This window comes from Roseibium sp. Sym1 (assembly GCF_027359675.1).
GTDB lineage: Bacteria > Pseudomonadota > Alphaproteobacteria > Rhizobiales > Stappiaceae > Roseibium.
The window spans coordinates 3,687,220-3,712,740 of the sequence record NZ_CP114786.1 but is presented as its reverse complement, the minus strand read 5'-3'; the positions used below and the strand labels follow the sequence as shown (position 1 = coordinate 3,712,740).

General features: G+C 58.5%; 23 protein-coding genes and 1 pseudogene. 7 read left to right on the top strand and 17 right to left on the bottom strand.

Annotation, left to right across the window (positions count from 1 at the left end):
• Window positions 1–100 precede the first annotated feature (100 nt).
• From O6760_RS16840 to O6760_RS16820, 5 genes and pseudogenes are all read right to left on the bottom strand, one after another.
• Window positions 101–217 (bottom strand): annotated as a pseudogene (locus tag O6760_RS16840) (winged helix-turn-helix domain-containing protein); the annotation flags it as partial.
• A 138-nt stretch (window positions 218–355) separates the two neighbouring features.
• On the bottom strand, window positions 356–814 hold the full coding sequence (locus O6760_RS16835) for a winged helix DNA-binding protein (RefSeq protein ID WP_442969928.1): 459 nt from the start codon (window positions 812–814) through the stop codon (window positions 356–358).
• Between the two features lie 200 nt (window positions 815–1,014).
• Entirely contained in the window at window positions 1,015–2,319 is a 1,305-nt protein-coding gene (locus O6760_RS16830; RefSeq protein ID WP_269580872.1) for a TRAP transporter large permease, read from the bottom strand.
• Window positions 2,319–2,876 (bottom strand): TRAP transporter small permease, encoded by a 558-nt coding sequence (locus O6760_RS16825; RefSeq protein ID WP_269580871.1) that lies wholly within the window; start codon window positions 2,874–2,876, stop codon window positions 2,319–2,321. Before O6760_RS16825 ends, O6760_RS16830 begins: the two co-directional genes overlap by 1 nt.
• Before the next feature lie 277 nt (window positions 2,877–3,153).
• The gene (locus tag O6760_RS16820) at window positions 3,154–4,149 is read right to left on the bottom strand and encodes a TRAP transporter substrate-binding protein (protein ID WP_269580870.1); all 996 of its coding nucleotides are present in this window, start codon (window positions 4,147–4,149) and stop codon (window positions 3,154–3,156) included.
• Window positions 4,150–4,407: 258 nt separating this feature from the next.
• Here O6760_RS16820 and O6760_RS16815 point away from each other — a divergent pair, with 258 nt between their 5' ends.
• From O6760_RS16815 to O6760_RS16800, 4 genes are all read left to right on the top strand, one after another.
• Window positions 4,408–5,823 carry a glycosyltransferase family 39 protein gene (locus O6760_RS16815; protein WP_269580869.1) on the top strand — a complete coding sequence of 472 codons (1,416 nt, stop codon included), beginning with the start codon at window positions 4,408–4,410 and terminating at the stop codon, window positions 5,821–5,823.
• Window positions 5,824–6,134: 311 nt separating this feature from the next.
• Window positions 6,135–9,725, top strand: a complete 3,591-nt coding sequence (locus tag O6760_RS16810) for a hydantoinase B/oxoprolinase family protein (RefSeq protein WP_269580868.1) — start codon at window positions 6,135–6,137, stop codon at window positions 9,723–9,725.
• Between the two features lie 295 nt (window positions 9,726–10,020).
• Window positions 10,021–11,775, top strand: a complete 1,755-nt coding sequence (locus tag O6760_RS16805) for a methyl-accepting chemotaxis protein (protein ID WP_269580867.1) — start codon at window positions 10,021–10,023, stop codon at window positions 11,773–11,775.
• 279 nt (window positions 11,776–12,054) lie between these two features.
• The gene (locus tag O6760_RS16800; protein WP_269580866.1) at window positions 12,055–12,954 is read left to right on the top strand and encodes a diguanylate cyclase; all 900 of its coding nucleotides are present in this window, start codon (window positions 12,055–12,057) and stop codon (window positions 12,952–12,954) included.
• Window positions 12,955–12,990: 36 nt separating this feature from the next.
• Here the strand turns inward: O6760_RS16800 and O6760_RS16795 are convergent, their stop codons facing one another.
• The gene (locus tag O6760_RS16795; RefSeq protein ID WP_269580865.1) at window positions 12,991–13,611 is read right to left on the bottom strand and encodes a DUF1062 domain-containing protein; all 621 of its coding nucleotides are present in this window, start codon (window positions 13,609–13,611) and stop codon (window positions 12,991–12,993) included.
• 339 nt (window positions 13,612–13,950) lie between these two features.
• Window positions 13,951–14,751 carry a HugZ family pyridoxamine 5'-phosphate oxidase gene (locus O6760_RS16790; protein ID WP_269580864.1) on the bottom strand — a complete coding sequence of 267 codons (801 nt, stop codon included), beginning with the start codon at window positions 14,749–14,751 and terminating at the stop codon, window positions 13,951–13,953.
• 162 nt (window positions 14,752–14,913) lie between these two features.
• On the opposite strand from O6760_RS16790, the gene O6760_RS16785 reads away from it, so the two are divergent.
• Complete coding sequence (locus O6760_RS16785; RefSeq protein WP_269580863.1) at window positions 14,914–15,348, top strand: BA14K family protein; 435 nt, start codon at window positions 14,914–14,916, stop codon at window positions 15,346–15,348.
• 96 nt (window positions 15,349–15,444) lie between these two features.
• Here the strand turns inward: O6760_RS16785 and O6760_RS16780 are convergent, their stop codons facing one another.
• Both O6760_RS16780 and O6760_RS16775 read right to left on the bottom strand, forming a co-directional pair.
• Window positions 15,445–16,665, bottom strand: coding sequence for an alanine racemase (locus tag O6760_RS16780; protein ID WP_269580862.1), 1,221 nt, complete (start codon window positions 16,663–16,665; stop codon window positions 15,445–15,447).
• 71 nt (window positions 16,666–16,736) lie between these two features.
• Window positions 16,737–17,513 carry an extensin-like domain-containing protein gene (locus tag O6760_RS16775; protein WP_269580861.1) on the bottom strand — a complete coding sequence of 259 codons (777 nt, stop codon included), beginning with the start codon at window positions 17,511–17,513 and terminating at the stop codon, window positions 16,737–16,739.
• 91 nt (window positions 17,514–17,604) lie between these two features.
• Here O6760_RS16775 and O6760_RS16770 point away from each other — a divergent pair, with 91 nt between their 5' ends.
• Window positions 17,605–18,231 carry a LysE family translocator gene (locus O6760_RS16770; protein WP_269580860.1) on the top strand — a complete coding sequence of 209 codons (627 nt, stop codon included), beginning with the start codon at window positions 17,605–17,607 and terminating at the stop codon, window positions 18,229–18,231.
• A gap of 6 nt (window positions 18,232–18,237) precedes the next feature.
• On the opposite strand, the gene O6760_RS16765 is transcribed toward O6760_RS16770, so the two are convergent.
• A complete protein-coding gene (locus tag O6760_RS16765) occupies window positions 18,238–19,383 on the bottom strand; it encodes a DUF2336 domain-containing protein (RefSeq protein ID WP_269580859.1) in 1,146 nt (381 codons plus the stop codon).
• A gap of 149 nt (window positions 19,384–19,532) precedes the next feature.
• Here O6760_RS16765 and O6760_RS16760 point away from each other — a divergent pair, with 149 nt between their 5' ends.
• On the top strand, window positions 19,533–19,826 hold the full coding sequence (locus O6760_RS16760; RefSeq protein ID WP_269580858.1) for a hypothetical protein: 294 nt from the start codon (window positions 19,533–19,535) through the stop codon (window positions 19,824–19,826).
• A gap of 305 nt (window positions 19,827–20,131) precedes the next feature.
• Here the strand turns inward: O6760_RS16760 and O6760_RS16755 are convergent, their stop codons facing one another.
• The 7 genes from O6760_RS16755 to O6760_RS16725 all read right to left on the bottom strand — a co-directional run bounded on the left by O6760_RS16755 (window position 20,132) and on the right by O6760_RS16725 (window position 25,396).
• Window positions 20,132–20,734: an FMN-dependent NADH-azoreductase gene (locus tag O6760_RS16755; protein ID WP_269580857.1), complete on the bottom strand. Its 603-nt coding sequence runs from the start codon at window positions 20,732–20,734 to the stop codon at window positions 20,132–20,134.
• Window positions 20,735–20,906: 172 nt separating this feature from the next.
• The gene (locus O6760_RS16750; RefSeq protein ID WP_269580856.1) at window positions 20,907–21,161 is read right to left on the bottom strand and encodes a hypothetical protein; all 255 of its coding nucleotides are present in this window, start codon (window positions 21,159–21,161) and stop codon (window positions 20,907–20,909) included.
• Between the two features lie 230 nt (window positions 21,162–21,391).
• The gene (locus tag O6760_RS16745; RefSeq protein ID WP_269580855.1) at window positions 21,392–21,739 is read right to left on the bottom strand and encodes a hypothetical protein; all 348 of its coding nucleotides are present in this window, start codon (window positions 21,737–21,739) and stop codon (window positions 21,392–21,394) included.
• Window positions 21,736–22,200 carry a lysozyme gene (locus O6760_RS16740; RefSeq protein WP_269580854.1) on the bottom strand — a complete coding sequence of 155 codons (465 nt, stop codon included), beginning with the start codon at window positions 22,198–22,200 and terminating at the stop codon, window positions 21,736–21,738. The genes O6760_RS16745 and O6760_RS16740 overlap by 4 nt, the downstream gene beginning before the upstream one ends.
• Window positions 22,190–22,405, bottom strand: coding sequence for a DUF7940 domain-containing protein (locus O6760_RS16735; protein ID WP_269580853.1), 216 nt, complete (start codon window positions 22,403–22,405; stop codon window positions 22,190–22,192). The genes O6760_RS16740 and O6760_RS16735 overlap by 11 nt, the downstream gene beginning before the upstream one ends.
• 81 nt (window positions 22,406–22,486) lie before the next feature.
• Complete coding sequence (locus tag O6760_RS16730) at window positions 22,487–23,221, bottom strand: TylF/MycF/NovP-related O-methyltransferase (protein ID WP_269580852.1); 735 nt, start codon at window positions 23,219–23,221, stop codon at window positions 22,487–22,489.
• A 201-nt stretch (window positions 23,222–23,422) separates the two neighbouring features.
• Window positions 23,423–25,396 (bottom strand): hypothetical protein, encoded by a 1,974-nt coding sequence (locus O6760_RS16725; protein WP_269580851.1) that lies wholly within the window; start codon window positions 25,394–25,396, stop codon window positions 23,423–23,425.
• Window positions 25,397–25,521 lie beyond the last annotated feature (125 nt).

Here is a 25,521-nt window from a genome sequence, read left to right as displayed (position 1 = left end):
CAGCGGGATTGTTGCCACAGCAGTCCTCGACCAAAAAGGCGAGCAGATGCCTCATCCTCTCATGGTCGACCGCATAGTGGATGTGCCGTCCGTCCCTGCGTGTGCTGAGCAAACCGGCACGTTCCAGGGTCGTCAGATGAAACGACATGCGGGTCGGAGGAATATCGAGGCGCTCGGCGATGGTTCCGGACGGCATGCCCCGCGGTCCCGCGCTCATCAGCAACCGGAACGCCGACAGACGATCATCCTGTGCGAGCGCGCCGAGCACGGCAATGGCATCCTGATCCTTCATAATTCGATACTACAAGAAATCTTGTAGCATACAACGCAAAAAGGATGCCCCGCACTCGAACGGCTACATGGCGGCAGCGGCCCTGGCGGCCTGGTCGTAATTGCCGGAAACAAGACGCAGCGTCGCGGCCAGCCTGGACAATTCGCCCTCATCAAGGCCCAGCGCCTTCATCGGCTTCACCAGAAGGGCTTCCCGCAGGCGCCTGTATTCCAGGCAGGCCGTTTCCCCCTCAGACGTGATTTCCGCGGTCTTTTCCTTGCCCCGGCGCCCGGACGAAATCAGTCCCGCCTTTTCAAGCTTCTTCAGGGCGTAGGTCACCGTGTGGGTGTCCTCGATGTTGAGCACCAGGCAGATGTCGGACAGGGTCTTGGCGCGGCCCCGATGATTGACCGAATGCAGCACAAGCACATCAAGCGGGCCCAGGCCTTCCGAGCCGCTGGCTGCCATGCAACGCACCATCCAGCGGTGATAGGCATTGACCATCATCGTCACGGCGAACTCGATCTCCGAGAGCGCCGGCATGGCACCGGATGCCAGGTGCGCGGCCGAGACGACAGGACCGATGGGAAGTTCGGCATTCTTTTCCGTCTTGTCGGTCACATCCAGTCTCCAGAACGATTGGCGAAACCACCCGGCACATGCGCTCCGTTTGGATTGCACGTGCCAGGCGGACATTCAAGTTCAGAGCACTTAGTCCGGACCGAGGCCGAACGCAAGTTGCGCTATCCGCCCTGCATGGCCTGCGGAAGCCAGAGGGCCAGATCCGGGAACGCCACGATCAGCACAATAGCCACGATCATCAGCAGGAAGAATGGCAGGGCCATCTTCGCGACCTTGAAGATGTTGTACCCGGTCATGCCCTGCAAAACGAACAGGTTGAAGCCGACCGGCGGCGTGATCTGGCTCATTTCCACCACCAGAACCAGGTAGATGCCGAACCAGATCAGGTCCATGCCGGCCTGCTCGACCATGGGCAGGATGACCGAGGTGGTCAGAACCACGACCGAGATTCCATCCAGGAAGCAGCCCAGCACGACGAAGAACAGCGTCAGCGCGATCAGCAACGCGTAGGGCGAAAGGTTCATGGAGCCGATCCAGGCCGCCAGTTCCCGCGGGATGCCGGTATAGCCCATGGCCACGGTCAGGAAAGCCGCTCCGGCCAGGATGAACGCGATCATGCAGGAGGTTCGGGTTGCGCCCATCAGCGCTTCCGTAAAGCTCTGCCGGTTGAGTGTACCGCTCGCCCAGGAAAGCAGCAGGGACAGCATCACGCCGATGGCGGCAGCCTCGGTCGGCGAGGCAAGCCCGGCATAGATGGATCCGATGATGCCGATGATCAGGCCAATGACCGGAAGCAGCCGCAGGGTCGCCCGGAGCCTTGCCCCATAGGGCATGGTGTCTTCCTGCGCGGGCATCTTCTGCCTGTTCAAGAGGGCCCAGATCGCAACATAGCCCATGAAGAGAACACACAGCATAGCACCGGGCAGAACACCGGCCATGAACAAACGTGCGATCGACTGCTCGGTTGCCGCGCCGTAGACGATCAGGATGATCGACGGCGGGATCAGCAGGCCCAGCGTGCCCGATCCCGCGAGCGTGCCGATCGCCATGCGCTCGTCATAACCGCGTTGCTTCAGTTCCGGCAGCGACATGCGGCCGATGGTGGCGGTCGTGGCCGCCGACGAACCGGAAACGGCCGCAAAGATGCCGCAACCGAGAATGTTCACGTGGAGCAGCCGGCCCGGCAGATTGCGCATCCATGGCGACAGGCCGGCGAACATGTCCTCCGACAGACGTGACCGGAACAGGATCTCGCCCATCCAGATGAACATCGGCAGGGCCGTCAGGTCCCAGGAATTGGCGGCTCCCCAGACCGTGGTGGCCATGACGGTGCCGGCGGGCACGGAAACCAGCAAGATCATCGCAGCCAGCGCAACGGAGAAAAGTGCCACGGCTACCCAGATCCCGGTGGCCAGCGCCGCCAGCATTCCCAGACCCAGCAATATGGCGATCACAGAGAGGTCCATTATTCTTTCCCCTCGATCGCGTCGGCCTTGACGACCGTTTCGAAACTCGGTTCCCGACCAGTCAGCGCAACGATCAGATCATCGAGCAGGGAAATGGTGAAGACCAGCAGTCCGAGGGTCATCACCGCTTGCGGGTAGACCAATGGAACAGGAATGACGCCGTAGGACGTTTCGCTGAACTTGTAGCTGTCGAGTGCAAGCTGAGCCGCGTTCCAAGTGAAAAACGACGCCAGTGCAAAGGCGATCGCAATTACCCAGATGTTGAGAAGGCGCGCCACCCCGGCGGGAACCGCCTGAAGCAGCATGGACACGCGAATGTGGTCGTTGTTGCGCAGCGTTCCCGCCAGAGCCAGAAAGGACGCCCCGACAAGCAGGAAACCGGCGATTTCGGCAAGCGATGGCACCTGAAACCTGAACGGTTCAAGCCCCGCAGATGTCATCAGGTAATCGACAATACGACCGAGCACCTGCAGCGCTACGAGCGTGGCGATGATTAGCAGACAGCATGCGGCAAGGGCCGTGGCCGCCTGATAGAGAGTATTCAAAGCCTTTCGCATCGGCTTCCCCCACCGGTATGAGCAAGTTTTATGTGTAGTTGATCGTTCGACCGGTCCGCAATCGCCTGCCGTCGGGGCAGCGCATGCATCGTCCTTCACCAGCGGCGGTCGTAGGCCTTCAGGCAGGTGGCGAAGGTCCCGGGATGACCGAAGAAACGCCTTTTGTCATCCACCTTGCACGCGGTCCTGAGACTGCCGCCAGGTAGTTTGGTCCGGGTCACGCTTGCTTTCAGCAACTGATAAGAAGACGCCGGGCATTTGGCCCGGCGTCGTTGTTTCAGTTCTTGTAGGCTTCGAGGACGGCCGCGCCGGTATCGCCGGCTTCGGCCTGCCACTCGGCGGCCATGGTTTCACCGATAGCCGCAAGTTCCTCGATCAGCTTGCTGGACGGCTGGACGACAGTGATGCCGTTTTCGGCCAGAACTTCCGTCTTCGACTTGGTTTCCACCTTGGAGGCTTCCCAACCGCGCTTTTCAGCAGTTGCCGCAGCTTCGAGAACGGCCGCTTTTTCCGCATCGCTCAGGGCATCGAAGGCGGACTTGTTGACGAACACCATGTTTTTCGGCAGCCAGGCCTGCGTGTCGTGATAGTGGCTCACAAAGTCCCATGCCTTGGAGTTGGCACCGGTGGAAGGCGAGGTAATCATGGCATCGACACGACCGGTCGAGAAAGCGGTCGGAATGTCCGGGGCTTCGATCTGAGCCGTCACGCCGCCGGCAAGAATGGCCAGGCGCTCGGTTGCCGCGTTGTAGGCGCGGATCTTCAGACCGCTGAGGTCACCGATTTCGGAAACCTCCTTCTTGGCATAGATGCCCTGGGGCGGCCACGGCACGGAGTAGAGAAGCTGAAGGCCCTGTTCGCCGAGCTTTTCTTCCATGGCCGGTTTGGCTGCCTGGTAGAGCTTCCAGGCCTGGTCGTAGGAGGGCGCCAGGAACGGCACGGAGTCGACGCCGAAGACAGGGTCTTCGTTGGAGAGGCGCGACACGAGCACTTCGCCGATCGGCGCGAGGCCCTTGCGCACGGCATTCTTGATTTCAGGATGCTTGAACAGCGAGCCGGCGGAATGAATCTGGATCACCAGGGAACCGCCCGTCTTTTCCTTCACTTCGTCAGCGAAGGCGGCGATGTTCTGGGTATGGAAGTTGCCGTCACCATAGGGAGTCGGCATGTCCCACTTGGTTTCGGCGGATGCAGCGGTAAAGCCTGCGAGGCTGAAGGCGGCGGCAGCTGCCAGGCTCAGGCCGGCGCGGGTCAGAATACGTGATTGCAGCATGATAGTCTCCTCTAGGAAGCGGGTCTTGCCCGTCGGGATGCGCCTCCAGGTGCGTTCTTTCGGCCCCTTTGGGAGCGCATCTTCGAAAAGAGTAGACTCAAAATCCGAAAACATCAACAATTTATCGATAAATTGTGATTATAGCTTTCTCTACGAAAGTTTCTTTCTTCTGTCCGGGTCATTGGCTAGCGTTTGCGCAACCAGGCGGAGGGACGGGAATTGCGGAAACATGATCTAGAGGGGTTTCGGGCCAGGCACATGGTCCCTGTTCTGCTCCTGCTACTCCTGCTGATTGTTGCCGCCCTGCTCAGAGTGCACGACCTCGACCGGACCAGCCTCTGGTATGACGAGGCCGTCAGCTGGAGCCAGTCCAGCGGGAGTTTCGGCGCGCTGTTGAGATCCGTTGCCGGAGACAACTATCCGCCGCTGCACAATGTCCTCCTCTGGGCATCCATGCCGGTGCTGGGTGACAGCGAAACCGCTCTCCGGCTGCCGTCTGCTGTGCTCGGTGTCGCCGCCGTATTGCTGATGTATCCCATCGGCATGATGCTGGCCGGACGACCCGCCGGGTTGCTGGCCACCGCGCTGCTCGCGGTCTCTCCGTTCCACATCTGGTATTCGACCGAAGCGCGCATGTATGCGCTGCTGGCGGCAACCGGCCTGTTCTTTCTTCTGGCGACGCTGAAGGTGCTGCAGCATCCTTCCGGCCGCTGGCTGCTTGCACTCGTGGTCGCCGGGGCGTTGTTTCTCTACAGCCATATCTATGCCCTGCTGGGATTTGCCCCGGTGGGACTGGTCTGCGCCGGCATCGTATTCCTGGATTTCCTCCGCAAGAAACCGATCCGGGGGTCAAATGCGTTCCGGGCATGCCTTGCCATGGCCGGCAGCACGCTCCTGTTTGTTCCCTGGCTGATCATATTGGCGAACCGTGCGCGCTCGGTCGCGGAGGAAGGCTTCTGGATCGCCTATCCGGATCTTCCTTTCCTGAAAGGGATGGTGTTCAGCATATCCGGATCTCTGACCCTGTTCTGGCTTCTGTCGGCGATGGCGCTCGTCTGCCTGCTGGCGCTCCTGCCGCGCAAAGACAAGGATAGCGCCACCACCTTCATGCGCCAGGCAAACCTCGTGTGCGCCGCCTATGCTCTCGGCCCGCCGCTACTCGCCTATCTCTATTCCGTCCTCGTTCAGCCAATCCTGTTCGACCGCTACCTGATTGCCGCCTGGCCGGGCCTTCTGCTGCTGGCCGCCGCGGTTGCGCAGCGCCTTCACCCGGTATTCGCGCCAATCGCCGTGCTGGCGGCAGCCGTGTTCCTGTCCTATCCGGAACTCAGGTTCACACTGACGGAAAAGATCCGGCCCGAGTGGCGCCTGATTGTCGAGGACTACAAGTCAATCCGTCAGCCGGAGGACCGTCTGGTGCTCTACAAGGGGTTTGCGGCACCTGCCCTCGCCTATTACCTGCGCGACCCGGAGGCGTTCACGGCAGCCACAAGACGCGAAGACCTGAACAATGCTGCTTCGCGGGATCACTGGCTTCTGATCGTTCACAGCAATGAAGAGGAAACCGCTTCGGCGATCGAGGCCTTCAATGCGGACGAGGGCAGCCCCGTTGCGCAGCGATTCGGCTGGGGAGCAAGCGGGCTGAGGCTGCTAAAGCGGACAACGGCATACTGACGCCTGCGGCTTTAGAGACCGGATTCCCACCACGAAATCGACGCCATTCGCGCGGTGAAACAGGAAGGGCTCCCGTTCATCGGATCCCTGGCAGCCTGACACAAGCCCCCCAAGTTTCGCGATTTCCCTTTGTTCTCAGTGCCATATGGTATCGCTCCGGCTGATAAAAAGTTCGAATAACCGGGTATTCAGATTTTTTCATCGACATTTTATCGATAAAATGTCAGCATAATGCCATCTGTTATCAAAAACACGCAGCACCGGCGGAGAATCTCGTATTCCTCCAAGTCGGCAATATCAGAGGGAAGATCATGACAGCCAAGTGGGATTTCTGGGTCGACCGGGGTGGCACCTTTACCGACATTGTTGGCCGGGCACCGGACGGAACCCTTCATCCGCACAAGGTTCTTTCCGAAAACCCGGAAGCCTACCGGGACGCCGCCATTCAGGGCGTGCGCGAACTGCTGGGCGTTGAAAAAGGCGCACCGATCCCCTCCGACAAGGTCGCGACAGTCAAGATGGGCACAACGGTGGCAACCAATGCCCTGCTGGAACGCAAGGGTGAGCGCACCGCTCTTTTCATCACGAGAGGGTTCCGGGACGCTCTTGAAATCGGCTACCAGGCCCGGCCGCATATCTTTGCCAAGGAAATCATCAAGCCGGAACTGCTGTACGAAAGCGTCCATGAAATATCCGAACGCGTTCGCACCGACGGTACGGTGGAAACAACGCTCGACCAGTCCCAGGCGCGCACCGAGATGCAGGCAGCCTGGGACAACGGCATCCGTTCGATCGCCATCGTGCTGATGCACGCCTACGCCTATCCGGTCCACGAACAGGCCCTGAAACAGATCGCCGAGGAGATCGGCTTCCCGCAGATCTCGGTCTCACACGAGGTCTCGCCGCTGATGAAGCTGGTCGGGCGTGGAGACACGACGGTGGTCGATGCCTATCTCTCGCCGATCTTGCGACGCTACGTGGACCAGGTCCAGGAGGAACTGGGCGAAGGCCCGCGGCTGATGTTCATGCAGTCCTCCGGCGGCCTTACCGCGGCGGATCTCTTTCAGGGCAAGGACGCCATCCTGTCCGGGCCGGCCGGCGGTGTCGTCGGGGCGGTTGAAACCTCGCGCATGGCGGGCTTCAACAAGATCATCGGCTTCGACATGGGGGGCACGTCGACCGATGTCTGCCACTTCGATGGTGAATATGAACGCGCCTTCGAAACGGAAGTCGCCGGCGTGCGCATGCGCGCCCCGATGATGATGATCCACACGGTCGCGGCAGGCGGCGGCTCGATCCTGCATTATGCCGACGGCCGTTTCCAGGTCGGTCCGGACTCTGCGGGAGCCAATCCGGGGCCCGCCTGCTACCGCCGCGGCGGCCCGTTGACCGTTACCGACGCCAACCTGATGACCGGCAAACTGGTGCCGGAGTTCTTCCCGAAAATCTTCGGTCCCAACCAGGATGAAGCACTCGATGGCGAGATCGTCCGCAAGCGTTTCACCGATCTCGCCATGCGAATCGGCGACGGTCGGACGCCGGAGGAAGTCGCCGACGGTTTTCTGAAGATCGCGGTTGAGAACATGGCCAATGCCATCAAGAAGATCTCGGTCCAGCGCGGCTACGACGTAACCGAATATGCCCTCACCTGCTTCGGCGGGGCCGGCGGCCAGACCGGTTGCCAGGTGGCCGACAGCCTCGGCATGAAGACCGTGATCCTGCATCCCTTCTCCGGCATCCTGTCGGCCTACGGCATGGGCCTGGCCGATATCCGGGCGGACCGTCAGAAGGCCGTGGTCAAGACCTTGACCGAGGACCTGCTGCCGGAGCTCGCCGCCTTGCGCAAGGAACTCGCCGCGCAGACGGAAGCGGAACTCGAGAAACAGGCAATTCCGGAAAGCACCCGCCGGACGACGGCAACCGCACACCTTCGCTATGACGGCACCGATACACCCTTGCCGGTGCCGCTCGGTTCGGTCGCCGAAATGCGCGGAGCGTTCGAAAAGGCACACAAGAAGCAATTCGGCTTTGCCTATGACAACAAGCCGGTGGTCGTCGAAGCCCTGGAAGTGGAAACAGCCGGTGGCGGAGCCGGTCTCACCGAACCGGATCTGACGCTGGCCTCCAGCAATCCGTCCCCGGTCACGTCGACCAGCGTTTATTCCGACGGCGGCTGGCACAAGGCAGGCGTTTTCAAGCGAGAAAGCCTGAAACCCGGCATGAAGGTGACCGGCCCGGCGGTGATCATCGAACCGCACGCGACCATTGCCGTCGAAGACGGCTGGCAGGCGGAAATCAATGCCAAGGATCATGTCATCCTGAAGCGCATCGTGCCGCTGAAGCGCACCGAGGCCATCGGCACCCATGCCGATCCGGTGATGCTGGAGGTGTTCAACAACCTGTTCATGTCGATCGCCGAACAGATGGGCGTGACGCTGCAGAACACGGCCTACTCGGTCAATATCAAGGAACGGCTCGATTTCTCCTGCGCCGTCTTTGACGCCGGTGGCGCCCTGGTTGCCAACGCGCCGCATATGCCGGTGCATCTCGGCTCCATGGACCGCTCGGTGGAAACGGTGATCAAGCTCAACGAGGGCAAGATCAAGCCGGGCGATGTCTTTGCGCTGAACGCACCTTACAACGGCGGCACGCACCTGCCGGACATCACGGTGGTCTCTCCGGTGTTCGATGATGACGGCAAGGAGATCCTGTTCTGGTCCGCGTCACGCGGTCACCACGCCGATGTCGGCGGCTCCGCACCGGGCTCCATGACGCCACGCGCGACCACGGTCGACGAGGAAGGGGTGCTCTTCGACAATTTCAAGATTGTCGATCAGGGACGGTTCCGCGAGCAGGAACTGGTCGAGCTCCTGACCAATCACCCCTACCCGGCCCGGAACCCTCACCAGAATGTCGCCGACCTGTCCGCCCAGATCGCGGCCAATGAGAAGGGCATTCAGGAATTGCGCAAGATGGTCGGCCATTTCGGTCTGGATGTGGTCCAGGCCTATATGGGCCACGTTCAGGACAATGCCGAGGAAAGTGTCCGGCGCGTGATCGAGGCGCTGAAGGACTCCGAATATGAGTACCCGACCGACCAGGGCTCCGTAATCAAGGTCAGGATCACGGTCGACAAGGACAAGCGCGAAGCGACGGTCGACTTCACCGGCACCTCGAACGTGAAGCCGAACAACTTCAATGCTCCCGAACCGGTGACCCGCGCCGCGATCCTCTATTGCTTCCGCGTCATGGTGGACGGCGACATACCGATGAATGCCGGCTGCCTGAAGCCGATCAACATCGTCATTCCGCAGGACTGCATGCTGCGGCCGTCCTACCCTGCAGCCGTCGTTGCCGGCAACGTGGAAACCTCCCAGCATGTCACCAACGCGGTCTTTGCAGCTCTTGGCGCCATGGCAAATGCCCAGGGAACGATGAACAACCTGACCTTTGGCAACGACACCTATCAATATTACGAGACCATCTGCTCCGGCTCACCGGCCGGCCCGGGATTCAACGGCACGGATGGTGTCCACACCCATATGACCAACTCCCGGCTGACGGATCCCGAAGTTCTGGAGTTCCGCTTCCCGGTGCTGCTGGAAGATTTCCATATCCGCAAGGGATCCGGTGGCAAGGGCAAATGGTCAGCCGGGGACGGCACAAGACGGACGCTTCGTTTTCTGGAGAAGATGGACTGCGCCATCCTGGCGTCCCACCGTACGGTTCCGCCAAAGGGTCTCGACGGAGGCGGTGACGGTGAACTGGGCCGCACTGAAGTCCGCAGGCGGGATGGACGGGTTGAAGAGCTCGAAGGCTGTGACCAGACCATCCTGGAAGCCGGAGAGGCGGTAACCGTCATCACGCCGACGGCCGGTGGCTGGGGAACGGCCGGCTCCTGATTTTCAGGAAAGGTCAAAACGAAAAAGCCGCGCCTGCAAGCGCGGCTTTTTGCAATCTTGAGCCAGAAACCTACATCGCTTCACGCCGGCTGGTCGAGGACAGGCGATCCGCCGGCAGCTTGAAACAGGTTACATCTGCAGATGTGAATAGACACCCTGACATTTCTACCTAAGCGCGAATTATTTAATCTTCAAAGGGACCATATTTACCAATTCTTCAACCAGATCACACCTAAACTCAACTCAACGATGTAGGGAGGTCGTCCAGAAACACCGTACTCTCGGGAAATCTAAAATGACCATGTCAAATCCGATTGCGACCTCCGTCGCGGGCAAGATCCTCGCACTGGTTGCTTTCTTGTCTCTGGGCCTGGTGATCGTGGCCCTGGTCGCCGTTTTTCAGATGAATGCGATCGGCAAGGAACTTGCCAACATCGCGGAAAAAGACATTCCCCTCACGGAAGCGATCAGCCATGTGACCAATCACCAGCTGGAACAGGCCGCGCTCGTCGAGAGAATCATGCGTCTCGCTGGCGTGCATTCGGACGATGAAGCAGATGCCATCCAGTCGTTGAGGACCAGCTTGAAGAAACTGGAATCCCAGGTCGGTGACGAAATTCTGAAAGCCGAGGAACTGGCTCGAAATGCTCTCGACCAGTCCACTTCTGAAGGGGAACGCCGGGAATTTCTCAAGACCGTCGAACAGCTCAAGCGCATCGAAGCCGAATATGCGCAATACGAGGCTCACGTCGACGAAATCCTGCAACACGTTTCGGAAAATGATCTCGTTTCCGCCGGTCGATTGCTTCTCCAGCTGGAAGAGGAACAGGAACGACTTGATCACGAGCTTGTGGCCTTGCTGGAGGAGATCGAACGGTTCACACTCAGTGCCGCATTGACAGCCGAAACCCATGAGAAGCAAGCCTTTCAACAGATCGTCTTCTCAGCCATTGCAACCTTCGTCCTTTGCGGACTGGGAGCCATCCTGTTCTCGCGTTTCATGATTTCCAAACCGCTTGACCAGGTTGCCGGTGGATTGCTGGAACTGGCCAAGGGCAACACGGATGTTGAAGTCCGTGTCCATTCGAGAGACGAAATCGGTAAGGTTGCCGGTGCCTTCGAAACCTTTCGCCTGAACACGATCGAAATGAAACGCTTGCAGGATCAGGCACGCGAAGAGGAATTGCAGGCGGAAGTGGACCGCAGGGATACCCGGCTTAGACTGGCAGACCAGTTGGAAGGCCTGTTGATGACGAGCTGCGACTCGGCCGTGAAAGCCCTGGAGGATCTTGCGGAGGGGGCAGATCAGCTTGCGCGGAACAGCCGGGAAACAGAGGAGCGTTCCCACACGGTTGCCGCCGCTGCGAACCAGGCCAGCGCCTGCGTTCAATCCGTCGCCTCGGCTTCTGAGGAACTGGCAAGTTCCATCCAGGAAATCAGCCGTCAGGTTTCGCTGGCCAACACATCAACAGAACAAACGTCCCAGCAGGCCGGAGCATCCAGTGACACCGTCGGCACACTTTCGACCTCTGCCGAAGAAATAAACGAAGTGCTGAAGCTCATAAGTGACATTGCCGCGCAGACAAACCTGCTCGCCTTGAACGCAACCATAGAAGCTGCAAGAGCAGGTGAGGCCGGCAAGGGATTCGCGGTGGTTGCCTCAGAGGTCAAGGCACTCGCGACCCAGACCGGCCATGCTACCGACCAGATCGGGTCGCAGCTGAGCGGCGTGCAATCGGGCGCCGTGAGCTGTTCCCAATCGATCATGACAGTTGTCAAATCCATGTCCGACATCCGGGAGCAGATTTCGGGAATTGCCTCCGCCATCGAGGAACAGAACGCGGTCACGTCCGAAATAGCCAAGAACGCGAATGAAGTTGCCCTGGGCAGTGCGGATATTTCGGTGAATATCGCCGAAGTCAACAAGGCCGCCCAAACGTCTGGTGACAAGGTCAGGGACGTTGTTGACCAGATCCAGAACGTCTCCACACAGATCAGTACGATCCGGGTGGGACTGGACGATTTCCTGGGGCACTTGCGCGCCGCATGACCTGTTTGCCCCCGGGCCCGACGCACCGGCGCTTGTGGCGGGTGCTACGTCAAGATTGCCCGCAGGAATGTTCACACCTGTAGAAATCCGGACAGATCAAGTTTTAAAATCTGAAGACAACAATAACAGGTTGTATAAAAAAACAAATCACACCCGGAAAGAAAAGAATATTCAAAGAAAAATATCTATTTCTTGAGCCAGGCAATTGTCGCTGGCAAGATCCATACGTAAGAACTCAGACGGCTCTTGTTTTTCAGTTGGATAGGTCAACGCTCATAAATGATACCGACACAGACCAAAAAACAGGAAGAAACAGCCAGACAGCTGGACACAATGCTGAACAGCCACAGGAACTGGGTCTACCGCCTGAACAAGACGCTGATATGCGGTCTTGAACCCACACGGGAAATGATTGCCACCGACGCGCATATGCATTGTACGTTGGGAAACTGGCTGGAAACGCGTGCAAGAAAGCTCGATATCGACCCGGAAACACTGGAACACCTGATCAGCCTGCACAAAAGTGTCCATGACCTGGCCCGCAAAATGGCGACGACTGTCCAGGACGGCGCAACAATCGACGTACACCTCTACGATGAATTCTTGTCCTCGTCCGAGCGTTTTGTAGTCCTTATGGAATCTGCCTACGACGCGTTGGTCGCTTCGATCAACGCCACGGATCCCCTGACGGGAGCGGAAAACAGGTCACTGATGACCGTTCGTCTTGAGGAACGAAGACGTGTGGCAACCACCAGGAACAGACGGGCATGGGTCATCATGATCGACCTCGACCATTTCAAGTCAGTCAATGATGACCATGGCCACGAAGTTGGTGACCGTGTCCTGAAAGGGTTTGCCGCTTTGGTCAGGGATCATATCCGTGATGATGATCTGTTCTTCCGCTACGGCGGTGAAGAATTCCTGCTGTGCATTAGCGGTGTCAGCCAACCCACCGTCACGCGCGTCGCCGAGCGGCTTCGAAAAGCCTGCGCCGGAAGGATTTACAACATCAAGAACGACCTGAACCTGTCGGTGACCGCTTCGTTCGGCATCGCCGAACTGGCCGTACATGAACAGGTCGCCGACGCTATCAACGCCGCTGACACAGCGATGTATGCCGCCAAAAAGGCAGGTCGTAACCGGATCGTGTTCGACCGCGCCGGAGAAACCGTTACATAGGCGGATTGCCGCCTTCAAAGCGCTGCTGCACACCGCCTAATCAGGCATGCCTCGCAGGAATTGCAGGACCTCGTGTCCTTCAATGGCATGACATTCGATCGCCACCACGGCGGGCGTCAAACGCCGAAGGACCTTCGGAGATGCGTTCTGGACGCGAAGGACGCCACTCTCCACCAGATCGAGCACATCTTTCCGATTCCTCCGAAGCCCCCGAACCAGAACCTTGTCGAGCCGGACACGCGCAAGATCCGGATTGCGGATAACAAGCAGGATCGGACAGTTCTCCGCTCCTGAATTGGGGATACTCTTCCTGGTCAGGGTGAAATCACCGTCAGGCGACGCCCAGCCGCCCCCACCTTTGAAAGGCGCGCGCGCGATACGCTCGGCGTATTCGGGATCGTTGGAGTGCAGGGCGCGAAAATCCCGAGATGTCATGCTGCTGACTGGCCTGCGTTCAAAGATCGAACGATTCCAGGATTTGCGGCATATCCTGCAGCTGTAGACGAGCCAGGCATCCAGCCTGCTGCCATTGGCATTGAGCCGAAATCTACCTGTTGAAACAAACGATCGAGTTGTAGCGCAGCGTGCGCATGGACGAAGAATTGCGGGCGGAGCGGAACAGCGAATGGTCCACTCGACGTTGAAAAGGGACGACATGCCAATGGCCTTCCGGAAAAGGAAGTCCGTCAACGGGCTGCCGGGACGGTCCTCCCGACGGGTGAGACCACGGGAAGACACTCAGTCTGGCTGACTGAAAACAAGAGAGGCGTATCGGAAAGGTCAGATACGGTTTGGCCAAGCCACACCGGTCCCGATCCGCCACCATGACGAACAAGTCAGATCAAGCATTTGGAGAAATGCCGGGTGGGATCGAAGACCGGTCAGCGCGTAGGCAATTCAATTGTCCTGATTGAAATCAAGAATCATGCTTACCCGCCGGCAATGTGCGGGGCAAGTGACGATGCCGCTTCCAGACGACCTGTCGAAACTTTTCGGTCAGTTGTTGCGCGCTTGCAAGGCAAGCGCGACCAGAGTTGGTCGCAGATCTTGCGGATCCGTCAGTCGCTCTGAAAACCACAGCCGTTTGGTACGGTCTCCAGCAACAAGATCCAGCCCATCAGGATCAAGACAGGCCAGTCGCCAGTTGGCGCTTCCGGCCTTGAGCAACACCTCTGCATAAAGCCTGACGGCTTCGCCATGGTCTTCGTTCATATGGGCCACGGCGCCGTCCTCCATGGCGGCCCATTGCTCGAGATCAGCGACGGGCGTGAGCAGGTCCGACTGTTCGAGCGCAAACGCCTTGCCAAAACCGCCATTCAGGCTTGCCCGGTTGAGCTCCAGCCGAAAAAAGGCAAAGTCGCCGAAGTCGACATAGAGTTCAGCCTTGGGATGACGCGCCAGATAGCGTCTACGCACCCGGGTGTGATCTTTGCTGCCTCGCTCGATTTGCCGCGCTTCGCAGAAAAGCGACACTCTTGGATGAGCAAGCGGATCGCCCTTTCCCGGTTCCCCGACAAGCAGGGAACAGGCTGGCGTTTCCTTGATGGCAGCCGTATGGCCCGACAGGGTGCTTGTAAGAATGACCGGTGTCCCGTCAAGATCCGTGGCGACCGCAACCCGGCTGGCGAGAGGATCCCCGCTCCCTGCTTCAATGGCGGCAAGCGCCCCGAAACGGGCAGCGCGGACAAGGCCTTTGGCCAATTGGCGTGCCTGGTCGTCCGTCGGACGAATAACCGATTTTGGTTCCTGCCTGTCTTCACCCGGGTTTGACACAAGGGCCTCCGATCGCGTTGCCATTTCAAGGTCCGGCTAGGTTTGTCCGAACCGTGCCGAGCCCACAAGAGAAATCTGAACGAGAGATGAACGGCAATCTCAGAACCGGTTCAGGGCGCATGTGTGATCTTCACATCATCAGCTACGGCGCCACTTGAAAGGCGCGGCCCAATGGAGAGAGAACCGATGAACATCACCAGCAAACGCCTCATTGCAGCGGCACTGACAGGCGCTCTTCTACTTCCGACGGTCGCAACCGCCGAGGCAGGTCCACGGCATGGTTGGAACGATCGGGGCGACAATCAGCATTACCATCGCAAACATCGCAAGCACCGCCGTCACAAAAACAATGACAATCTCGGCGCCGCCGTTGCGGCAGGCGTCATCGGACTGGCTGCCGGCGCAATCCTTCTTGGAGCGACCAGTCAGCCGACTTATGCGGGGCCGCCACCTGCGAACTACTATCCTCCGGCTCCCTATCCCGGCCGCATCGACGGTCCTGTTGGCTATCAGCCATGGAGTCCGGCCTGGTACCAGTATTGCTCCTCGAGATACCGGTCCTTCAACCCGTCCACCGGCACTTTCACGACCTATAGCGGCGTCCAGAAATTCTGCCAGTAAGGTCAGCCACGTTTGGACATGAGCCCCGTGACCTCGCGGCGCCAGGCAACAGATCAGCCGAACTGGTCCCCTGCTTGTCGCCGCGTTTTTTCCGGACTAGTCCGCCATCGTCTCGATGGAAGCAAACCCTTCCGGCGCAGCGCCCGCATCAAAGGGCGTTTCGACCTCAATGACCTTGTCAGGATAGAAGCCGTTGAACCGCGTGCGCAAGGAAAGGCTGTAGGCCCCGATATGGCCGATTTCGATCCAGTCACCGGTATCGACGGTTTCCGGCAGCCAGAACGGACGAGAGAGAATATCGACGCTGTCACAGGTCGCGCCGCACACCTTGAACGGTACGATCTCATCCGGTCGGCCGGAGCGGGTCTTGCGGGCCGGATCCGGAATGAAGCGTGCGGGCAAGGTGATCTTGCCAGTCCAGCTGTCCGACAATGATGCCCAGATGCCATCGTTGATATAGAGGCGGCGCCCCTTCTTCAGAAGCACCCGCACAATCAACGAGATCGACCTCGCCACGATCACCCTTCCCGGCTCGGCGACAAGTGGCAGAGTGTCAAACTCCCAGTCCGCAATATCGGCCTTCAGCTGCCCCATCAACTCTTCGAGTGAGGGCATTTCGCGCACCTTGCGGCGAGGATCGTGACCATAGACGGCAGGAAAACCGCCGCCGACATCCAGTTCGACGATCGGCACTCCTGCGCGCGACCGGATCCAGTCCGCGGAAGCAAGGGCACGTTCGTAGGTTTCGGGTTCCTCGACTTGGCTGCCGACGTGAAAACACAATCCGCATCTGAAACCGATACGGTGGATCCGTTGCAGCAGTTCCACCGCATGTCCCGGCGCAGCTCCGAATTTCTTGGACAATTCGTAGGCTGCATGGCCCTTGGTCGCAATTCGGACGAACAAGGTGATCTTGCCTGGATCGATGTCCAGCGCGCGAACGATGCGCAGGATCTTGGCGACCTCGTCTTCATGATCGAGGGAAAGTGTCCGGATCCGATAGTCTTCCAGCGCCAGCCTGATGTCGGATTGTGCCTTGATCGGATGCATGTAGAGCATCTCCGCTTTCGGAGCAGCCTGGCGCACCGCGGCGAACTCCGCCGGCGAGGCAACATCAAAACAACCGATCCCGGCATCCGCGAGCGTTTTGAGAACAAACGGCTCTCCGTTCGTCTTCACGGCGTAAGCCGTTTTCCCTGGAAACAGGCTTTGAAACTGTTGTGCATCCTGCTTCAGAACTTCGGGGCGGAAGCAGTAGACAGGCTGATCCGGACGAAGATCGAGAGCAGCCTCAACGGCGGTTTCGTAGCGTTCCATGCGCAGCCTGTCATTTGGAGTCAGTGCCTCAAGGGAACAATCTTCAGGATAAATTGCAAGGTGAGATAAGTTTATTGGCAGATAAGATATGTGCAGTCACGGCCATGGCAACCGGTATCGAGATGGATGTGGGACTTGTGGTTGGGATCTGCATTCGGGCCGAGCACCGTTGGAAATCGATTACAGGCCGCGGCGTGAATTGCTTCCAGGAAGCGGCCCTTCGCTGTGTCTCCGGACCAATCGTCCCTTATTGAAACTCTGGATCCGTCACGAAACTCAAAATGGGAAATATCCAGTGCCGTGCCCAGGGCATGTTCGGACAGTTTGCCGTCAGGCAGGTTGTTTCGGCGGCGGCACTGGTATCCCGGTCCACTGCCGATCCCGGACAATTCGCTGTCCAGATGTTTCACAGCTGCCGGAACGACATCCTGCAGCAGCCATTTCGTGACCGTGCGGGCAAAATCACAGGAGACGATGACAGATGCAGGCAAGGTCACCTCGATCCGTCCCTCTACAACACTTCTGAAAGCAACCGGTTCCGCGATACCGCAGGCCTCGTCATCGAGCAGGCTGCCTTCGAGCCCACCCGTGAAAGGCTCCTTGTGCACGATCCTGGCGCCAGGTATGACACATGCCGCTTTCGACGCCGGACCCTGCCTAGGGAGCACGGGGTCAACTGACGGAACCGGCGGCTTTTGTCGGGGAACGTCCACGCCCGCGATGAAGGGCACAGGCCGGCTCGGGACCAGCGGCTCGGCAGTGGGAACAGGTTCCGCGGCACTTGCGGACAGTGTCAGCAGGCAAAGGCCGGTCAGCCAGATACCGTATCTCAAGTCGCGTTTTTGCATCCGGTCCCGTCCGTGTAGCCGTCCTGCTCGACATGATTGAACATTCGGCAGACCGGGTCTATCGTTTCCCCGCAATTCGAAGGGACAGCACATGACACTTGAGCTCTATCTCGCGTATGTCGCGGCCACGCTTGTCGTATTGGCCATCCCCGGTCCCACGATCATGCTTGTGGTCAGCTATGCGCTCACCCAGGGGCGCAAATCCGCCTTCGCCAGCGTGATGGGCGTCGGTCTTGGGGATGCGACGGCGGCGACGGCCTCTCTCATGGGCTTGGGAGCGATCCTGGCTGCGTCCGCGACTGCGTTCAGTGTTCTGAAGTGGATCGGCGCCGCTTATCTGGTTTGGCTCGGGATCAAGTTGTGGCGCAGCCGTCCAATGGCGCTTGGCCCGCAACAGGTGGCTGACATACCTGCGAAGAAGATATTCTGGCATGCCTATGTTGTCACGGCATTGAATCCGAAGGGCATTGTGTTCTTCATGGCATTCCTGCCGCACTTCATTGCACCGCAGGCACCGGTCATTCCGCAATTGACCTTGCTGGGCACCACCTTCGTGGTACTTGGAATTGTCAATGCCGCCTTCTATGCACTCGCCGCGGCGGCTCTTGGACAGAAACTGCGCAGCCCGTCGCTTCTGAGGCTGGTCAACAAGATCGGCGGGGCCTTTCTCGTGTCTGCAGCCGCAATGACCGCGACTTTGCAGCGTAGCGCGGGGTGAGCCAACTCAGCGGCTGGACGCAAACGGAATGTTCTTTTTCGACGAGGCCGCTTCTGCGGGGGCCTTGCCGCTTCCGGTGTTCAGTCCGAAAACACCGCTGGAATTCTTGAGCGTCTCGAGTGAGCGCTTGGCCCCCTCTTCACTCAGGGCGGAATAACGCTGGATGGCGGCGTTCAGCTCAAGCCCTCCCATCCGAAGCCGGCGCGCCCGCATGGTCAACACGTCCTTGTAGGCGTCGGATGTAACGCCATTGGCCTTGCAGAGAATGATCAGCGGCTTGTCGCTTTTGCTGAACAACAACTGGGAGACGGCCGCCGGCGGCAGTTCACTCACCTTGGCCAGCAGCATGCCGAGTTCCGCGGTCCGATCGGCTCTTGCGAACATGGTGACCGCATCATCGATCTTCGTTTTCTTGTTGATCACGTCCTTGATGAGGGCATTGGACTGTTCCCGTGCCTCTTCAAGCTTGTGCGCACGTGCGGCAACTTCGGTCGCGGCACGTTCGGCCAGCAATTGAACAAGTGTATTGTCCGCCCCCAGAGAGCTGATCCGTTCTTTCAGTTCTTCGGTCAAAAACGGTAGCAGGGCCTGTGCGGCTTCTTCCGGCAAGTCCGGGCGATTGATCAGCGCGGCCTGGATCTTCTCGTTGGAACGGGCTTTTTCGACCAGCTTCAAAAACGAACTGTCAGCGAATTGGGCGCCCTTGTTCTCAGCGACCTTGCTCAATACGGCGCTGTCGCCCCTGTCGACAAGAACCGTTGTGACCGCCACATCAACGGTTTCGCGCCCTGCGATCGCGCCAAGATGTTCCATTGATGCGGAAGAGGCAATCGCCACAAGGTCATCCGAAGTCAGGGCGGGCGACTTTTCCAGGACAGGTTCGGCAACCGTGATCATGTCGTTGGCCAGCTTGACCATCAACTCGCGCGGTGCGTCTTTTTCCCGGCACACGCGCTTGGACAGAATGATCCGGGTTTCCTCCTCCAGCTGCCCCAGAACCTTCAGCACGATGTCCCCGAACAACAGGCTGATCTGCTCGTCCCGATCATCGCCGGAATTCACAAAAAGATCCGTGAGCGCGCCAACAAGGCTCTTGCGGCCTGCGGCACTGGGATCCCTTGCCAAGTCGGCAAGTTTCGCAAGGTTGATCATTGACACTCCGGCGCGCTGATCGCGTGACCTTGGAATGTATCAGCAGGCCCTTAACATTCACCTACTACAGGACGAGGGCGTTCAGGAAGCGGCAAGGCCGGACAGCCACCGGGATCACCCGCATCCATCGGAACGACGGCGACCTGAACATGGGTTCTGTCAAATTTAGCCGGAGAAAAATTGTCGCACGGCGCCAAAGGCACGTTTCTTTTGGGATCAATACCTTACTTAACAAACCCTCAAAAAACACAACCAGTGACTGCACGGCATCGCTGCGTTGCAGCATCTTTTTCGCTTCGTTTCACGAAAAGGCTGACATAGTATCGCCCGGTCAGAAAGAGGTGATCGGGAGTGGAAAAATGACTCTTGCGCGGAACCTGAATATGATTGCCTTTCTCGCAGCCTTTGCTTTTTTGGCTGCAATAGTTGTTGGCGTCATCTGACGCTAACCGGAAAACGGCAAGAAAACAGACCTGCTGTCCTGCAAGCGGGCTATAAAAATCAACAATCAGAGTAAAACTTGCAATGAGCCTGCCGCACCAGAAGGTGCGGGAGGGTAATTGTTGTCATGCAGTTCCAAGTTTCACACGTCACAGGCAATTCGCGCCTGCAGGATCAGTTTGACCTTACGGATTTTTACCGGCTCGGAAAATCGCAGCAATACGCAATCAGAAATTGCAGGCGGTGTCGGTGATGCCCCGCTGGCGTCGGAACCCGGATATATTACATCCCTGTTCCGACATCTGCCTCAGGCTGCAAGCTGCAGCGTTTCTGCCAAAGCCAACTCTCGTTTGGCTGGGTCCATCATCAGTTGGTCGGCGGCGACAAATGTCACATCCGAAATACCGATGAAACCGAGCACGTGTCTGAGGTAATTCGATGCGAAGTCGATTTCGGATCCCACTTTCGTGCCTCCGGACGCAACAATCACATAAGCCTTCTTGTCCTTCAACAGTCCTTCAGGACCGTTCTCCGTGTACCGAAAAGTCTCCCGGGCACGGGCAACAAGGTCGATCCAGGCCTTGAGCGCCGCCGGCACGGAAAAATTATAGATCGGTGTCCCAATGACAATTGTGTCCGCAGCCTTCAGTTCGGACACGAGTGTATCGGACAGAGCCAGTTTCATACGCTGCTCGGCGCTTCGATCCGCTGTATCCGTGAAGTTGGCGCCGACCCAATCCTCGTCGAGAAACGGCAATCCTTGCGAAACATCCCGGCTGATCACCTTGGCGTCCCGGGACTTCGCCAAGAGCCGTGTTACCAGGGTCTCGGTCAACTCACGTGTCACCGAGCCGGCCTTGCGCGCCGACGCGTTGATCTGAAGGATTGCGGTTACCGGGTTGCTCATCATTCACTCCATCCAGTTCCAACCGAAGACCGGTCATTGTTCATGATGAAGAGGTAATTTCACCATATACGATCAACTAGCCTTGTAATTGTGAACAGTGTGTCACCATCAGGCTCTTCCCGATCATCGCAAGGCCGAACCGGCCACAGGTTTCGGCAGTATCGCCAGGGCCAACCTAGCCGCCCCACTTGAAACCTGACAAAAGCCTGTAGAGACCGGCAAGGGCCAACGCGCCGACGATTGTGTTGATGATCTTTCCCTTGACGCTTGATGTCCCTCGCCGCAAGTCCCTGAGAAAATGCATGTCCTTTTGCGCTTCCAGCGGATGTTCGGTATCGACACCGAGCGCGCGCAGCACTTCGCGTGCCGCTTCCCGCCCGCCTTCTTTTCCGCTCTTGAGCGCGAGCGCGCGCAACTCGTTTTCAGTCACGTTGTTCCCTCGAAAATTCGGATTTGATCGTGTCGTACCACCGGGAGCATCTGCTCACCCTTGCATTTGCGCGACCGAGAGCCTGATCCGTCCGGATCAGCGCCACATCCAGGGGTTCTCCCGCGCGGACCCGTGATGTTTCCCGTTTCCGGCAGTCAACGGGATAGTCGGGCAAAAACGCGGAGGCTGCCAAAAGGCCGGTTTTCCGCCCCGCCTGCTGCAGCCGGCTGTCAGCGGTCGCGCAGGCGCTCAACAAGGTCAGGATGAACAACACAATTGTCCTCGACTGCCGAAACATAATGTTCCAACTCCTCAACGGCGGCTTCGGCTTGCGCGTTGGCCTTATCGATTTCGGTTTGAAGCTGACGTTTGGCGCTATCCGACACCCTGTTGCGACGCTTGAGCTCGCTCAGTTCCACACGGATCGCGGTCAGTTCCGCATTTGCGATATATTCCGCGACGGCCCGGCGGACCGCGCTCGATCTGTCGATCGTGTGCCAGACAAGAAAGCCGCCCAGAACGGCGGCCACGGCAAGCAGGACACAGGATGTTCGGCTTCGCAGCAGCAGGCTGATCATGTCAGTCCCTCCAGGCACAGCCTGTGTTCCCCCCGGCGCCGGTTGATCAGGCCGCGAAGAGTTCGCCCACCGGCCTTGTTGAACCAGGCCGCGGCATCGCATGCCCCCTTCAGATCGCCGAGATCGAGACGACGCCGCGCGGTTGAGCGGCAAAAGGCCCCGACGCCGATATTGTAGGTCAGGCTGACAAACGCGACATAGGACTTGGCAGGCAGAGCATCCGGCCGTTTCAGGCAGCGGCGCATGCCCGCTTCGTGCCGCTTGAGTGAAACAAGCAGCATGCGGTCACAATCGGACTTGTTGTACGTGTCCCCCAGCCGGACGCCACGCGTCTCCCCGTAGCAAACGGTCGGAATGCCGACCACATCCCTGTACGCAGTCAGCCGAAGGCCCTCCCAACTACCGACGAGCGCAATTGCTGCCGCTCCGACCACCCCCGCAAGGCGCGTCTTACGTCCCATGGTCCAGATCCTTTTGAACGAGAATCCGGGCGACGACGGCACCGGTCGTTGCCAACGCGGAAACCAGGGCCAGTTGCCCCGGAGCCAGCACCCCACCCAAATGCGGCGAGACCGCTTCAACCGCACTCAAGAGTGCAGCCAGCCCCATCAAGCGCACACTCCAGGCCCAGCGCAGAACCTGCCGCCAATCCTTGATAAATTTCATGAAACCTCCACAACCATAAAAAAAACCGCCTCGGAGGGCGGTTTTTGCGAAATGAACTAGATAAAAGGCCCGTCTTAAACCTTATGGTTTAATCAACACTCCGGACCCAGTAGGAATGGTCAGAACCGAACAACCTTTGGATGCGGCAAATTCATTCCACATTTCATACTGCTCTTCGTTTGACTGAAATGCGTAGTCATCGATAAGAACGATAGCAGATTGAGAAAGCCGGTCCCAAAGTTCCGTGATCACTTCTTTCTCATATTTGGCGTGATTTAGATCGACAGATAGATAAGCGATCTTTTTGATTGGCGCTTGCTCAAGAGTTCCTGGAAGAGCGCCTTTTATTAGTTTTGCGTTGGGAAATGGCGAGAAATTTTTCTTAGCAATATCGAAGCAATCAAAATAGACTTCATTCTGCTTCTTGATCATCTCCCTGCCATCGTCTGGTATCCCATCGAATGTATCAAACAGATAAAAACTCCTGGGAATTTGTTCAAAATTCAGGCTGTGGCAAATTGTCAGCGATAGAAGTCCAAGGAAGACTCCGCATTCCACGAAGTCACCATCAAGCGTCAGTCCATGTTTCGCTGCCCAGACCGCAGTGTGCGCTCTCCAACGAATGTCTTTATAGCGACCTCCCCAAGCAGGTCTGTTTCCCTCAACAGCCTTTTCCCAGGCTTTGGAAAACTCTTCATCTTCCATAAAGGATAGGTTCTTCTTCCGGACGCCTATGTTGTCGCCAACATATTCAAATTGCTCGGCCTTTTTAGACTTAATCTTCTTCTTGATTGTGCGGCCAATCCCGAATGCCATAGACGCCTCTTTCGCTCTGCGGTGGTTCATCGCGACATAGCACTTCGAGACAAGTTCCGAAATAAATTTTTGAGTTCAACCTCGCAAGCTAGAGATGTTTGTATTCCAATAAATCTCATCGCGCTGCCCGAATAATAATACTGAACAACTTAAACAAATAGAATCCAGAAACAGTACTCAACAAATTGAATTTCAATAATATTAAGAAACCCTAGTATATATTGCGTATGATTCTGACAGCAGACCGTTTGAACGATATGTGCCAGTTAACGCAGAACCTTTAGGTCCAGAATGAGTATTGTCCACGTACTGGTCATTGTCACCACCATAGATATATATTGTCCTACTGGAACGCCTGTCAGGCCTTGAGCCAAACGCAGCAGGCAAAGTATGCCCAATCGGAAAATTTGTTGTGCTGGTGCTCGTGTCGGAAGAGACCAGAGCAACCCTGTGCTGGCCGCCGTCGTTCTCTTCCAGGACAAAACTGTTCGAACTGTCATCCCAACCGAAACTCCGCCACTGGTTGGAATTGTCGTCGTAGAAATAGTGCCAGCTGTCGCCACCACCGTTTTTTCCGCTGTACATGTTCCCGTGGACGGAGAGGTTGCTGGTCACCGTATAGCTGCCCGACATGGTGTCGGACGTATCGGCACGAACGAATTGCGAACTGTCCAGGCCGTCGAGCGTGCCCGCATTGTAGCTCGTGGACCCCGCCGGTCCCTGTGGCCCCTGCGGCCCGGTGGCGCCGATCGCTCCCGTGTCGCCTTTTGACGACAGCAGACCCCAGTCTTCCGTCGAAGTGCTCGGGTTCTTGCCTGTATTGACTGTCAGCGAGATATAGGATGACCCGTTGTAGGTAACCGTCTCGTCGGAATTGTAGGTCACGCTCGAGGACCACATGCCTCGATACACCAGTCCTGGGTCGCCCTGCGGTCCCTGGGGACCTTGTGCACCTGTCGGGCCTTGCGCACCGGTGTCGCCCTTGGGTCCCTGAAGCCCCTCGGGTCCCTGCCCGCCTTGGGGACCTTCGGGTCCCTGCAGGCCCTGCTGCCCTTGAAGGCCTCGCTCGCCCCTGGATGCAACCAGGTCCCATTCCGCGGCCGAAACATCAGGCTGAACTCCCGTATGACCGGCCTGGCAGATGAAATAGGACCCGTCGTGGAACACCGTGTCGCGCGCCGCATAGGCGATTGAACTCGTCCACGTCCCGCGATGGTTCAGACCGATCGGACCGGCAGGCCCCTGAAGGCCCTGAGGTCCCTGAAGGCCTTGCGGGCCGCGTCCGAAAGGAACGCCGGCCGACCAGGTTCCCACTTCGTTGGACAGCTTGAAATAGACGGTTCCGGTTTCCACGTCGAGGAAGGAGAAATTGGCGGGTTCCGCGTTGTAGGCGGCCCGATCGGCCGTCAGGCCGGAAGCGTCGGGGTCAAACGACTTGCCGATCGGACCTTCCGCACCCTGGGGCCCCTGGATGCCGATCGGTCCCTGGGCTCCCGTCGGGCCGGCCGGACCTTCGGGTCCTCTCGGGCCTTCTGGTCCCTGCAATCCGGTCGGGCCTCTCGGGCCTTCGTAGCCGACAGGACCGCGCTCTCCCTGCGGCCCCTGCGGCCCCTCCGGCCCCTGCGCCCCGGCGGGTCCCACCGGCCCCTGGTCGCCGAGCGGGCCTTTGGGCCCCTGTATCCCGGGAAGTGACGCGATCTCGAGCACCTGCTGCAATGTCGGCAGATCGTTGTTGTCCGCCGCCTCGAGACCGTTCACGATCCGACGGCCTTCCAGGTCGTAGCCGCCGTTCTTGTCGAGCAATGCGCGGGTGGCGACAGACTGCATGTTGATGGCCGTCCGGTCCATGGCCCTTTCCATCACCGCGGGGTCGATCTCCCCGCCCGCCAGGCTGTAGGGCTGCTGGAAATCACTGACGAGAAGTACAGTAAGCATCTCCCCCGGCTGCACGGCTCCCGCGTCGAAGAAAACCGTGCCGGCGGCGAAGTCGCCCCCAGTGAAGAACCAGTTCCCAGGGTCCTGCTGGTACACCCAGACCTCGGTGTTGCCGTCGAGATCCGTATGAACGACTTCAAGGTTGGTCTGGTCGACGAACTGAAACGGCAAGTCGACACGGTCCGTCACGCCGTCGCCCAAAATCTGGACGCGGCCTTCCGATAAAGCTGCGATTGTCATGAATTGACCTATGTCTGGCTGATGCCGGCGAGCCCTGCCGCCCGAACCGCCGCCAGCAATGACGGAAGCGCGATCGCATTCGAGACCCTGCCGGCCAGAAATATCTTGATGTTCTAAGTGAGTTC